General features: G+C 43.7%; 14 protein-coding genes. 8 read left to right on the top strand and 6 right to left on the bottom strand.

All coding sequences use genetic code 11. The annotated features are described in order from the left end of the window. Positions 1-61 precede the first annotated feature (61 nt). Positions 62-829 carry a hypothetical protein gene (locus KOD92_RS16240; protein ID WP_215234628.1) on the bottom strand — a complete coding sequence of 256 codons (768 nt, stop codon included), beginning with the start codon at positions 827-829 and terminating at the stop codon, positions 62-64. A gap of 437 nt (positions 830-1266) precedes the next feature. Further along, on the bottom strand, positions 1267-1425 hold the full coding sequence (locus KOD92_RS16235; RefSeq protein WP_215234627.1) for a hypothetical protein: 159 nt from the start codon (positions 1423-1425) through the stop codon (positions 1267-1269). Between the two features lie 179 nt (positions 1426-1604). On the opposite strand from KOD92_RS16235, the gene metG reads away from it, so the two are divergent. Continuing rightward, positions 1605-3680 carry a methionine--tRNA ligase gene (metG, locus tag KOD92_RS16230; protein ID WP_215234626.1) on the top strand — a complete coding sequence of 692 codons (2076 nt, stop codon included), beginning with the start codon at positions 1605-1607 and terminating at the stop codon, positions 3678-3680. Between the two features lie 52 nt (positions 3681-3732). On the opposite strand, the gene KOD92_RS16225 is transcribed toward metG, so the two are convergent. The 3 genes from KOD92_RS16225 to KOD92_RS16215 form a co-directional block, all read right to left on the bottom strand. Continuing rightward, positions 3733-4068, bottom strand: coding sequence for a hypothetical protein (locus tag KOD92_RS16225; RefSeq protein ID WP_215234625.1), 336 nt, complete (start codon positions 4066-4068; stop codon positions 3733-3735). A gap of 272 nt (positions 4069-4340) precedes the next feature. Beyond that, positions 4341-4763 carry an Hsp20/alpha crystallin family protein gene (locus KOD92_RS16220; protein WP_215234624.1) on the bottom strand — a complete coding sequence of 141 codons (423 nt, stop codon included), beginning with the start codon at positions 4761-4763 and terminating at the stop codon, positions 4341-4343. 250 nt (positions 4764-5013) lie between these two features. Beyond that, positions 5014-5289, bottom strand: a complete 276-nt coding sequence (locus tag KOD92_RS16215; RefSeq protein ID WP_215234623.1) for a SelT/SelW/SelH family protein — start codon at positions 5287-5289, stop codon at positions 5014-5016. Positions 5290-5684: 395 nt separating this feature from the next. Between KOD92_RS16215 and KOD92_RS16210 the strand changes: the two genes are divergently transcribed. From KOD92_RS16210 to KOD92_RS16190, 5 genes are all read left to right on the top strand, one after another. Next, positions 5685-6101 carry a hypothetical protein gene (locus tag KOD92_RS16210; RefSeq protein WP_215234622.1) on the top strand — a complete coding sequence of 139 codons (417 nt, stop codon included), beginning with the start codon at positions 5685-5687 and terminating at the stop codon, positions 6099-6101. 18 nt (positions 6102-6119) lie between these two features. Further along, positions 6120-6815 carry a hypothetical protein gene (locus tag KOD92_RS16205; RefSeq protein WP_215234621.1) on the top strand — a complete coding sequence of 232 codons (696 nt, stop codon included), beginning with the start codon at positions 6120-6122 and terminating at the stop codon, positions 6813-6815. Beyond that, entirely contained in the window at positions 6805-7671 is an 867-nt protein-coding gene (locus KOD92_RS16200) for a sensor histidine kinase (protein WP_229254703.1), read from the top strand. The genes KOD92_RS16205 and KOD92_RS16200 overlap by 11 nt, the downstream gene beginning before the upstream one ends. A 6-nt stretch (positions 7672-7677) precedes the next feature. Further along, a complete protein-coding gene (locus tag KOD92_RS16195; RefSeq protein WP_215234620.1) occupies positions 7678-8337 on the top strand; it encodes a response regulator transcription factor in 660 nt (219 codons plus the stop codon). An 86-nt stretch (positions 8338-8423) separates the two neighbouring features. Further along, positions 8424-9104 carry a type 1 glutamine amidotransferase domain-containing protein gene (locus KOD92_RS16190; protein ID WP_215234619.1) on the top strand — a complete coding sequence of 227 codons (681 nt, stop codon included), beginning with the start codon at positions 8424-8426 and terminating at the stop codon, positions 9102-9104. A 3-nt stretch (positions 9105-9107) separates the two neighbouring features. Here KOD92_RS16190 and rfbC read toward each other — a convergent pair whose 3' ends face one another. Further along, complete coding sequence (gene rfbC, locus KOD92_RS16185; protein ID WP_215234618.1) at positions 9108-9659, bottom strand: dTDP-4-dehydrorhamnose 3,5-epimerase; 552 nt, start codon at positions 9657-9659, stop codon at positions 9108-9110. 100 nt (positions 9660-9759) lie between these two features. Here rfbC and pyrF point away from each other — a divergent pair, with 100 nt between their 5' ends. Further along, positions 9760-10587: an orotidine-5'-phosphate decarboxylase gene (gene pyrF, locus KOD92_RS16180; protein ID WP_215234617.1), complete on the top strand. Its 828-nt coding sequence runs from the start codon at positions 9760-9762 to the stop codon at positions 10585-10587. A gap of 42 nt (positions 10588-10629) precedes the next feature. Continuing rightward, positions 10630-11859: a diaminopimelate decarboxylase gene (lysA, locus tag KOD92_RS16175; protein ID WP_215234616.1), complete on the top strand. Its 1230-nt coding sequence runs from the start codon at positions 10630-10632 to the stop codon at positions 11857-11859. Positions 11860-12033 lie beyond the last annotated feature (174 nt).

Genomic DNA, 12033 nt, shown 5'->3' with positions numbered 1-12033 from the left:
TACTTACAACACAAAAAATCCCTCCTGAATTGGGAAGGGATAAAAATTGCATTAGGGAAATTTATAGCCTGCTTAACCTGTCGCTGCACTGTTCAAGGGTTCGCTGCCGCAAGCCCAAATCGATTTCTTTTAACGAACTAAGCATTAAGCGGCCCTTTTTCTGAGAAGGATTATCTGCCAGCTGCTTTCCCCGTTCGATGATCATTGCCTGAATACCCTTCGCAAGCTCAATTTCGTTTGTCCGGCTATTTTCTATTTGCTGATGAAGCTTCGTGGTCATTTGCGATATCTGATCAACCGGAACGTTCCCTTTCAATTTTTCCAAACACTTTAAGATCAACTGGTATTCGCCCATGTGGGAGTCCAGCAACTGGTCAGTGAAATATGCTATCGTCGGAAAATAGTCCGAACCAACTAATCCAAGATTTACAAGGATCCTTCTCGATAATGCACTTTGTAAATGCGCTTGCTGATACGGATTGTGGCTATAAGAAGTTATTAATGCATTGTATCGATTGATCAAGGGAATACCATCCTCATTTGCAGTCAATTCTATTTTTTGAAAATCCGTAGCATATAGACTGTCGGCCAACTTCAAGTGTCCCAATTCATCCAGGGCAACTAATTTAGAATCATCACCGGTTGCTTTAAGCTCAGCCTGCGCTTCTTCAACTAGTTTCGATTTCAGCGTTGGGTAGCTGATATGAGAATCACCTGAAAATCTCGCATTTGTATTTGAGCTAAGATCAGCGGTTTTCGTGAGTTCATCGCCTGTTCCAGAACAAGAGACGATCATTATGCATGTCACAATTGTTAATAATGTTTTCATAATTATTATTTTAGGGTAAGAAACTACATTTGATCACAACCATATTCCGACTGGGCCTGAGAAATAGGGATGTAGTCAACAAATGAGGCTATTAAATTTCCGTTAGCATAAAAATTTTGGACTCTAATTGCCGACCCAACACTAGGTGCGCAACAACCCCCTGAATTTGTAGTCCATTCTAGAAAGGACTTCCCTGTAACTCCTCCTGAAACAACGGTATCTTGCATTTTACAAGGCTTCACCGCCCAGAGCGGGTAACTACAAATAAGTAGCATTGAAAGAAAAATAATTCTGAATTTCAGCATTTCTATTTTTGTTCTAGTTAAACAAATAGGATCGAGCTGCGCAGCGATGCAAACATCTGATAATTAATATCAATCCGCAATACCCATTTTTGGACAAGATTGGACAAAACTGGACAAAGTTGGACAGCGGAGCTAAGTCCTCAGCTTTTCGAGCAATTGCTGATATAGTTTAGGCGCGATGAGACCTCGCGGCATGCTGATACTAAGCAGTTTGATTTTCCTCGAAAGAGTTCGGGCGGAAATCCCGAGGTCGGCAGCCAGTTGCTGGCGGGTGTGGTATCGTTCTGTCATGAAGGGTGAGTGTATAGTTAATATTCTGCAATTATATAAAATTATTTCTTCCTTCTTAATATTTGAAAGCTTGCTGCGCGCAACACCTTTCTGCAAGGTTTTTTGGCTAATTTAGCGGACTAAAACAGAGCGCCGGACTCCGGAAACCAACACATTGGTCTAATCCAAATACTTTAATAATGCCAGTTTCAAATCCAAAAAGATACACCGTTACCGCAGCCCTTATTTACGCAAATGGCCCTATTCATATCGGACATTTGGCGGGTTGCTACATACCGGCAGATATATACGTTCGCTACTTACGCGCCAACGGAAAAGACGTAGCATTCATCAGCGGCACAGACGAACATGGAGTACCGATCACGATCCGGGCGAAAAAAGAAGGTTTGACCCCGCAGCAGGTAGTAGACAAGTATTACGCACAAATTGACGCCGCATTTAAAGAACTCGGCATTTCATTCGATATTTATTCCCGTACCAGCAAAAAAATCCACCACGATACCTCTCAGGAGATTTTCAGGGATTTATATGAAAAGAAAGTTTTTGTAGAAGAAACCACTGAGCAGTATTTCGACGAAACAGCTGAACAATTTCTTGCTGACCGATATATTGTTGGAACCTGCCCGGTTTGTGCGAATCCAAATGCATATGGAGATCAATGCGAACGCTGCGGCTCAACACTCAGCCCGCTCGAACTGAAAGACCCGCGCTCGATGCTTTCCGGCGCAAAGCCAGTTTTGAAAGCAACTAAAAACTGGTACCTGCCGCTAGATACCCTTCAACCGCAGATCGAACAATATATTAATAGTCACCCTGAGTGGAAAACCAATGTATTGGGACAATGCCAGTCCTGGTTAAAAGACGGATTAAAACCCCGCGCAATGACCCGAGACCTCGACTGGGGTATTCAGGTTCCGGTAGAGAATACAGAAGGAAAAGTGCTGTACGTTTGGTTTGAAGCGCCCATCGGATATATTTCGGCTACAAAAGACTGGCTTACCCAACAAAATGGCTCCGACGAAGGCTGGAAAAAGTGGTGGCAACCAGGTGAAAACCCGGAAGAAGGTGAAACGAAGCTCGTGCATTTCATCGGTAAAGACAATATCGTTTTCCACTGCATTATTTTCCCTGCAATGCTGATGGCGGAGGGAGATTACATTCTTCCCGACAATGTGCCTGCGAACGAATTTATGAATCTGGAAGGCGACAAAATATCGACCTCGCGCAACTGGGCAGTCTGGCTGCACGAATACCTGGAAGAGATGCCGGGCAAGCAGGATGTGCTTCGTTACGTGCTCACTGCCAATGCGCCGGAGACCAAGGATAGCGAATTTACTTGGAAGGATTTTCAGACCAGAAATAATAGTGAACTGGTTGGTATTTACGGAAATTTCATCAACCGGGCACTTATACTTACGCACAAATTCTGCGATGGCAAAGTGCCGGCGACTGCGGATTTACAGGAAATTGATCTGGCGGTATTGAAAGACCTGGCTGCATTTCCAGGCAGGATCGGGGATTCTATTGAGCATTACAGGTTTAGAGAAGCGCTGACTTTTATGATCGACCTGGCGCGGCTTGGCAATAAATACCTTGCAGATACCCAGCCGTGGCACGCGATCAAGACAGATCCGGATCGGGTGAACACGATCATGAATATCGCATTGCAAATCTCGGCTACGCTGGCAATCGTTTCAGAACCGGTTCTTCCGTTCACTTCGCAAAAAATAAGAGAACAGCTCGGGTTTGATGGCGGGTTATGGCAGGATGCTGGAAGACCCGATCTGCTGGCTGCGGGGCAATCTATTAATGAAGCTTCTTTACTTTTTGAGAAAATGGAAGACAGTACAATTGAAAAACAAATCCAGAAATTACACGATGCCAAACGGCAGAATGAGCTGGAAAGCAAAACGGTCGCTCCGGTGAAGGCTGAGATTCAGTATGATGATTTCTCCAAAATGGATATCCGGATCGCGACGATCGTGGAAGCTGAGAATGTGCCGAAAAGCAAAAAGCTGCTAAAACTGCTAGTTGATATCGGAATAGAACAAAGAACCGTTCTGAGCGGGATCGCGGAACACTTTAAGGCAGAGGAAATAATAGGCAAAAAAGTACTGTATCTATCAAATCTTGCTCCCCGCAAAATGATGGGTATGGAAAGCCACGGAATGATATTGATGGCCGAAGACCGCGATGGCAGCCTGGCATTTGTACAACCGGGAAGCGATGTGTGGAATGGAGGTACTGTTAATTAAGATACCTGAATAACAGCGCCGACAGTCCGGCGCCCGGCGCTGTTATTCTGAATCACTGAAATTCTTGCTTGACCTGACTGTATACTGTCTGGATTTTGCTAACCAGCGCCTGACATTCTCTGTCGGTCAGTTGATCAATCGTATTGCTTACCGCGTTCGAAATTACCTGACCGTCATCATTGGTTTTGACACCTTTTTGTTTAAGCGTAGATAGGATTCCTTCCCATTCGCCAATCAGATTTTCAGAAAAATAACGGGGTTCAATGATGTTAAAATAAGCAGACTGAGATTTAAGCTTTTGTTTAAGTTGTCCCGACTCTGCCGACACGTTGAGCTCTTCCACCAATTTCGTCAGCTCGATATAGGCGAAGATGTTTGATTTTTTCATAGCGTTGAGTTTAAGAGGGTAAGTTATTGAACATCTATGCTAAGATAAGAATATCGAACCCCAATTTTTTATGTTTTCCCGAATGTTTACCGTATGTTAATATAAACTATTGGCTAGATACAATTCCGCGCTATTTAGATGGAAAAGTCGTACTATTTCGGTTTAATGGGCTATTTGGTTAGCAAAGTGTCTCGTATAATGGTACCGTTTTCCACAAAAAAACCCAGCAGTTGTTACTGCTGGGTGACACTATAAGATCCAATTCTCGATTTTTACCAACGTTCGATATCGACCTTCCGGTGATAATCGCCCTGCTCATTTCCATACGGCAGAAACAGGACCAGGTGGCGAAGCGAATCATCATATTTCGCCGATATATGTTCAATATCCACTCCTTCCGGAATGACAAATGTATTGATAAAACGAACGGTCTTCCATTGCTCTTCTTCGGGAAGGTTATCCTGTGAAAATATAGGTAACAAGTGAAAAAGCTTCAAGTTATTTGTATTTCTCTTACCCTTTACGACCTCTAATTGAAGGTCTTCAACTTCGATGCCTGGAATTTTCACAACGACTTCAAACCCCTCTGATCCCTTATCAAGCTTTATGGCCGGCTCGCTCATTCCACCATTGATCGTGTTGATAAAATCGATGTTCATCAACATTTCCTGTGGTATTTTAGGTTTGCTTTCCATAGCTATCGCGTTTTAGGTTCACAAGTTTTTAACCATTAACGAAAAACTACGTGCCAAAGATTATTTTTCTGTTAATAAATTGCAGGTACCAAGGGAAAGCTAGTATATAAGAAGTTGAAAAAGAATATGTTAACTTAATTTGCGAAACTGAATATTCTATTTTTCTGATTTCAGTTCTTCAAGTATAACCAAGCCATAATTACAGGTAGCCACTCCCCAGTAAGACATTTTGTCCTGATGCATAGCGACATTACCGATCATTGTGACCCAGTCCGCGATCAGGAGCAATAATATCTCTGATCTTCTGTTTCAACTCCTTAGGCTCAGGAAAATGACCTTCCCTTTTTCTGTCCCAAACCAGCAGTTCATCAAGCATAACTGTATATCTTCCAGCTGCTTCCGAAGGTACAAGTTGAACAGCATGCAGATCTTCTGCGAAAGTTGTCAGCAACTCCTGCGCCATCCAGGCAGCTCTCAAAAGCCAGCCACATTTTGGACAATACTCAATCGTTACAGTCGGTTTCATTTTTTTGTTTTGATTTCAATTTCAAATAAACAAAAAAAGCCGCGAAGGAGACCTTCGCGGCTTTCGAGTGTTAACCTAACCCTTGTAATGCTGACTATGAAGAATCTGCAAAGCTTCCCTAATGCCTTACAAATGTATATCTGCAACACAGCCAATTTTAGAGTGAAAATCCCCGATTTTTAGTTCAGGTAGTGTTACACAAATTGTTCGTAATTATGCGCAATCTATCAGGTAATATTACGTGATTATTAGTTACAACAGACGAATTATAGCCTGATTAAGAGTAGGTTAACCACACAAACCGTTAAATCAATTCGAATACCTTTGCTTGATCCAGATAGATACCCTGGTTACATTTACAAAAGTCGAAACACCTTAAAAACCTGTTATTAATTATGGATGCCAAAAAGTTTACCGGTAGAGAAGGACAACTTATTTCTGCGGAACAAGCACTTGAAATTATTAATCCGCACCTGGACCGTGAGCGTGACATTTTAGGGAGAGGCGATAATTTTGTGAAAGCTGAATTCTTCGGACTACATACATTTAAAGACCTGATAAGTCTCTATGAAGAGAGTTGTGTTGGTTTCAGGGTGTATTACGGGGTGAGAGATGAAGAGGATAATTCGATAGATGAAAAGTTTGTAGCGAGCAGGCGCAACGAAATAAAGCCGACTCCAAGACTGGTCATCGTCCCAGTCGACGCGCGTGGGAACGACCTTACCAAAACTGCGCGACTGGGAGGTATGAAGGATATGGCAGCAGAAAAAGAGGCTATGGTAGGTGGTCCTGTCTGCCCTCGTCATTGTTGATTTTTTAATCACTATTCAATGCTAGAGATTTACTTCTCTTATTTTAAGAGGCAACCTCTTGCAAGTATTCCGGTTTTCTTAACTCTATTGCCCCTGCTGCTAATCTGGCAGCGAAAAGCCTATCGGGACAATGCTTTTTTAATCCTGGGAATTTACCTGATGGTTAAGTTCGTCATTGATTTCATTATGTTCGACTGGGCTTCACACAAGAGAAATACAGTTGTACTATATAATTTCAATGTCCCGTTCAGGTACGTTTTGTCCAGTCTGATTTTTTATCAAAAATTGGAGACGAGACGGTTCAAGAACTGGATACTGGCATCGATTCCTGTTTTCATACTTTTTTCAATATGGGACACACTACACACGAATCCGTCGCTTGCAGACCTGCATAACCACAAAATGGTGCTGTATTCGACGACTGTAGAAAGTCTCTTCATGTTGTTCTGGGTTTTACTCTATTTTTACAATACAATACGCGCACTAAAAATCCCGAATCTGCTGACCTATCCTTTTTTTTGGGTATGCTCCGGTTTGCTGATTTACTATTCGAGCTTTTTGTTTATTGCGCCGGTATTTCATTATTCTTCCAAATGGGAGGAATGGCTTGAAATTGGCTTTTTGACTTACGTACCTTATATGTTTGAAAGTGTAAGTATTATTCTTTTCAGCATTGGAATAGCCCAGTTTCCTGACGAACGATATGCAAAATAACGAGGAGCTCAAACTAGCATTATTGATAGCATTGATCGCGATGCTGATGATGGCATTTTTTGTGATCTCGTTCGTTATGTATTATCAAAAAAGGAGATTCGAAGAAGAGAAAAAGATTAACGATATTGAAAAAAATTATAACCGCCTGCTCCTCGATACGGCACTTAACTCAGAAGAGACAGAGCGGAGGCGGATAGCACAAGACCTCCACGACGATATTGGCACCATGCTTTCCCTTACTAAGCTTAGCCTGAACCAGTTGAGTAAACTGGTGAATGCATCGGAAAACGAGAAACAGGAACAGATCATGAAAAAATCTCAGTCCCTGGTGGAAGAAACCATTTTGCATGTGAGAAGGATTACCAGAGACCTTGTGCCTACTACGTTGGAAAGATTTGGGCTACTGGAAGCGATTGAGGAATTTATTGATAAACTGGAAGAGGATAATAATCTCGTTATTTCGTTTCATTCCAATACAGTTGAATTTCCCAGACAAGGACAAAAGCTCGAACTCACATTGTACCGTATTATGCAGGAACTGGTGAATAATGCGATTAAACACGCAAGCTGTTCGAGTATTGAGATTTCCCTTGAAATCGAAAATGAAATGATCGGGCTGCGTGTCACAGATAATGGAATTGGTTTCGATCCCGAAAAAATTAAAGAAAATAATCTGGCTGGTCTTGGCTTACTTGGAATTGAAAGTCGGCTGGCTATCGTGAACGGAACCGTGCAGTATGAGAAGCCAGCGAAAGGAACTGGCTCCAGTGCGTGCGCGCGCATTCCGGTAATGCCGATGTCCGAAAATAAACCGGAACCATTGCACCCCTTCCGGAGAGAAAAAGTCAATGCTTAAATAGCCATGAAAACACTCAAATTAGGAATTGCTGACGATCACGAGCTGTTCAGAAAGGGTTTTATATCCATGCTGAGCGGTATACCTGATTTTGAATTTGTACTGGAAGCAGCCAATGGTCAGGAGCTATTGGACAGGCTTCCCGCCAATACACCAGATATCGTATTCATGGACCTGCAAATGCCGGTAATGGACGGAGTGCAGGCGACAGAAGCCGCATTTGAAAGGTTTCCCAATATCAAAGTCATTGTCGTTTCCATGTACAATGAGGACCGGTTCGTTATACATATGCTTGAAAAAGGCGTGCAGGGCTATTTGCTCAAAGATACCAGTCCCGACGAAGTCGAAAAGGCGATACGGAGAGTAGATGAGGAAGGATTTTATTATAACGATTTTGTGTCGAAGGCAATGCACAGAAAAATGGTCAACCGCCATGTAAATAAGCACCCTTTCTTCCCCAATGCATGCAATGTAGCCCTATCGACCAGAGAGAAGGAAGTGCTGCAACTAATCTGTGACGGGCTTTCCACGCAGGAAATTGGCGATAAGTTATTTATTAGTGTCAGAACCGTGGAAGGACACCGGCTCCGCGTACTCGAAAAAACCGGCACGAAAAGCACTGCGGCCGCAGTTTCATTTGCATATAAAAACCAGCTGCTGTCCTGAGCTGAATTAAGTTACCGGCTCCATTAAGCCCGGAACATTCCCCGGATTTTATTTATCTTTCGTGCAGTAACATTCGACTGCATTGTATGAAAGTATTAATCGTTTGCACCAACCACGAAGCCTATCCAACCAAAACAACTAAAACCGGGGTATGGTTAAGTGAGCTTACGCATTTTTACGATGTAATGGCGAAACGACGGATTATTATGGACTTTGTCAGTCCAAAAGGTGGAAACGTTCCGATTGATGAACGCAGCCTTGATTTCAAAGATGAATGCAATGCCCGCTACTGGGAAGACCCGGTTTTCCGAAACAAGCTTGAACATTCGCTAACTCCTTCCCAAATACATCCCGCTGACTACCGTCTGATTTATTTTGCCGGCGGGCACGGAGCAATGTGGGATTTCCCTGAAAACCAGGAGCTGATTCAAATCACAAAAAGCATTTACGAACGCAACGGAATGGTTTCCGCAGTCAGTCACGGCGTGTCGGGATTGATGAACGTTAAACTTTCTGATGGTTCTTACCTGATACAGGACAAATATCTCACCGGCTATTCCAATATGGAGGAAACGCTGATGAGTTTTGTAAGCGAAGTTCCTTTTTACCTGGAAGATAAACTGAAAGAACGCGGCGCACATTTCACCAAAACAATGATCCCATTCATGGAATTCATTGAAATGGACGAAAGGCTGATCACCGGTCAAAATCCGGGTTCTGCAAAAAAAATTGCTTCCAAGGCACTGGAAGAGCTTTTTGAAAAATAAGCGTTAGGCTTTGATCCGGGCGTCTGCGAACAAAGATTTGAAAGTAGGCAGAATAAGATCTTTTTCAGATACTAGCGGATTAGAAATCCCCCAGTCGATATTCAGGTCAGGATCATTCCACAAAATACCCGATTCAGACTCTTTGCTGTACACGTTTGTGCATTTATAGCTGAAAATACTATCCTCCAACGCTACGAAACCGTGTGCAAATCCTTCGGGAACATACGCAAAGTTGTTCTTGTCGCCGCGAAGCTCGAAAATTTCATGCTGACCGAAAGTTGGCGAATCCGGGCGGATATCCACAGCCACATCCATTACCACACCAGAAATTACTCTCACAAGCTTGCCCTGCGCAAAAGGCGCATTCTGAAAATGCAATCCTCTCACAACCCCTTTTTTCGAAAACGACTGATTGTCCTGAACGAAATTGGTTGGCAAGCCCAGACTTTCAAATACCTGCTTGTTGAAAGATTCGAAAAACACCCCGCGGTCATCTTCGAAAACGCGCGGAAAAATTTCAACTAAACCTGATATGGATGTTTCTCGAATATGCATGAACGTGATCTTCTTATAAATTATGGATGCGATGTATTGTCAGGCAAATTTATGAATCTATTGTTAGACGTTGTAATTTCAGCGCAATATTTCCCAAATCATGACTTATCAAGAGCTTTTCACGCAAATTTCAGCAAAGAAAACCTACCTCTGTGTAGGACTCGATACTGACATTCGTAAAATTCCTTCGCATTTATTGCAGGAGGCTGACCCTGTTTTTGAATTCAATAAACAGATTATCGACGCCACTGCCGACTATTGTGTTTCCTATAAACCGAACATTGCGTTTTACGAGGCGATGGGTGCAAAAGGATGGGAAAGTTTACAGAAAACACTTGAATATATTCCTGCCACGCATTTCACGATTGCAGATGCAAAACGCGGCGATATCGGCAATACTTCCGGCTTGTACGCGCGCACATTCTTTGACCCAACCTCTTCCGGACTGGATTTCGATTCCGTGACCGTAGCTCCATATATGGGCAGCGATTCGGTGATTCCTTTTCTGGAATATGAAAATAAATGGGTGATACTGCTGGCATTAACCTCTAACATAGGCAGTTCCGATTTCCAGCGACTGCAAGTAGAGGACAGTAGTTTGTATGAACAGGTGCTCAAAATCTCCCAGCAATGGGCAGGCGCTGATCGCATGATGTATGTGGTAGGCGCGACGCAGGCTCCCGAGTTCGAAAAAATCAGAACAATTGTCCCCGATCACTTTCTGCTTGTACCGGGCGTGGGTGCACAGGGCGGAGATCTGGAAGAAGTTTCCAGGTTTGGAATGAACAGTCATTGCGGCTTGCTCGTCAACGCGTCGAGAAGTATTATTTATGCAGGAAATGGAATCGACTTCTCGCAAAAAGCGCGGCAGGAAGCGTTCAAAATCCAGCAGGAAATGGCGACCTACCTCGATCTGTATTGCAAGTAGCAGCTTTTAATTTTAGTCAAAAACAAAGTATCAATTATAATAATGTCGTCCGCAGAACCAACTCCCTTTTCGACCCACCAAATCGATCTAGCAGCACTTTTAGAAACTTACGGAAGCCCGCTTTACGCCTACGACGGCGCCACGATCCGACGCAAAGCCGGCGAGTTGAAACAGGCTTTTGACGGGATTGATCTGAAAATTAAATACGCCTGCAAAGCCAATACCAACCTGGCAATCCTGAGACTGATGCGCGAGATAGGTGTAGAACTCGATGTGGTTTCTCCGGGTGAACTGGAAATGGGAATGATCGCCGGCTACAATGCCAGTCAAATCACATTCACTCCCAGCGGCGTTCCGTTTGAAGAAGTTCGCTCGGCAGTGGACGCAGGCGCGATCGTGAACGTGGATAGCATTCCGCTTCTCGAATGGTTTGGCCAGACTTACGGGAACACAAAACCCTGCCTGATCAGGATCAAACCAAATGTGGCGGCAGGTGGAAATGCAAAAATCATGACCGCCCACGCGGATTCCAAGTTCGGAATTTCGGTTTTGATGCTGGATGAAGTGCTGGAAGTGGTGAAGAAATACGATATTAAAATAGTTGGTCTGCACCAGCACACGGGCTCGGATATTAAAGACGCAGAGCCTTTTCTGAAAGTAGCGGATATTCTTTTTGAAGCCGCAAAACGCTTCCCCGATCTGGAAATCATCGACTTGGGGGGCGGATTTAAAGTCTCTTACCTGCCTGGTGACCATGTTACGGATATGGAATTATTAGGAAAGAATATATCCGAGCGCTTCAACACCTTTTGTAATGAATATGGAAGGAAACTGCAACTATGGTTTGAACCCGGCAAATTTCTGGTGAGCGAATCCGGTTTTCTGCTTGTAAAAACGACGGTAGTAAAGGAAGATCCGGCGCGCAATTTTGTTCACGTCGATTCGGGACTTAACCACCTGATCCGCCCGATGATGTACGGTTCTTACCACCATATCCTCAACATTTCCAATCCCGGCGGCCCGCTCAAAACATACAATGTGGTGGGCTATATCTGTGAAACGGATACATTCGCAACCGACCGCGAGCTGCCCGAAGTGCGCCAGGGCGACGTGCTCGCATTTCTGAATGCAGGCGCCTACGGATTCACGATGAGCTCGAATTACAATGCAAGACTTCGGCCAGCCGAGGTGCTCGTTGACAACGGGAATGCCAGGCTCGTCCGCAGAAGGGAGACGCTGGAAGATCTTTTGAAAACTCAAATGGATATTTGATCAAACAATTCTGACACCTTGAAAAAGCTGCTCGTTTCTAAACGGGCGGCTTTTATTTTTTAAGGCAACTTAGCCAAGCTTCACTTCGATAACCCATAAGCTCCCACAAGCGACATTTTGTCCTGAATCCTTCGATACTGAGCACAATAATGCCAAAATTTCCGGTTTTGATCT

The sequence above is a fragment of the Dyadobacter linearis genome (genome assembly GCF_907165045.1).
GTDB classification, from domain to species: Bacteria; Bacteroidota; Bacteroidia; order Cytophagales; family Spirosomataceae; genus Dyadobacter; species Dyadobacter linearis.
The sequence above is the reverse complement of the archived record's forward strand: the minus strand, read 5'-3'. Positions and strand labels throughout refer to the sequence as shown.

Excerpts from the sequence above, each read along its gene's own strand:
- KOD92_RS16240 (WP_215234628.1), bottom strand. The coding sequence starts at position 829 with ATGAAAACATTATTAACAATTGTGACATGCATAATGATCGTCTCTTGT.
- KOD92_RS16235 (WP_215234627.1), bottom strand. The coding sequence starts at position 1,425 with ATGACAGAACGATACCACACCCGCCAGCAACTGGCTGCCGACCTCGGG.
- metG (WP_215234626.1), top strand. The coding sequence starts at position 1,605 with ATGCCAGTTTCAAATCCAAAAAGATACACCGTTACCGCAGCCCTTATT.
- KOD92_RS16225 (WP_215234625.1), bottom strand. The coding sequence starts at position 4,068 with ATGAAAAAATCAAACATCTTCGCCTATATCGAGCTGACGAAATTGGTG.
- KOD92_RS16220 (WP_215234624.1), bottom strand. The coding sequence starts at position 4,763 with ATGGAAAGCAAACCTAAAATACCACAGGAAATGTTGATGAACATCGAT.
- KOD92_RS16215 (WP_215234623.1), bottom strand. The coding sequence starts at position 5,289 with ATGAAACCGACTGTAACGATTGAGTATTGTCCAAAATGTGGCTGGCTT.
- KOD92_RS16210 (WP_215234622.1), top strand. The coding sequence starts at position 5,685 with ATGGATGCCAAAAAGTTTACCGGTAGAGAAGGACAACTTATTTCTGCG.
- KOD92_RS16205 (WP_215234621.1), top strand. The coding sequence starts at position 6,120 with ATGCTAGAGATTTACTTCTCTTATTTTAAGAGGCAACCTCTTGCAAGT.
- KOD92_RS16200 (WP_229254703.1), top strand. The coding sequence starts at position 6,805 with ATGCAAAATAACGAGGAGCTCAAACTAGCATTATTGATAGCATTGATC.
- KOD92_RS16195 (WP_215234620.1), top strand. The coding sequence starts at position 7,678 with ATGAAAACACTCAAATTAGGAATTGCTGACGATCACGAGCTGTTCAGA.
- KOD92_RS16190 (WP_215234619.1), top strand. The coding sequence starts at position 8,424 with ATGAAAGTATTAATCGTTTGCACCAACCACGAAGCCTATCCAACCAAA.
- rfbC (WP_215234618.1), bottom strand. The coding sequence starts at position 9,659 with ATGCATATTCGAGAAACATCCATATCAGGTTTAGTTGAAATTTTTCCG.
- pyrF (WP_215234617.1), top strand. The coding sequence starts at position 9,760 with ATGACTTATCAAGAGCTTTTCACGCAAATTTCAGCAAAGAAAACCTAC.
- lysA (WP_215234616.1), top strand. The coding sequence starts at position 10,630 with ATGTCGTCCGCAGAACCAACTCCCTTTTCGACCCACCAAATCGATCTA.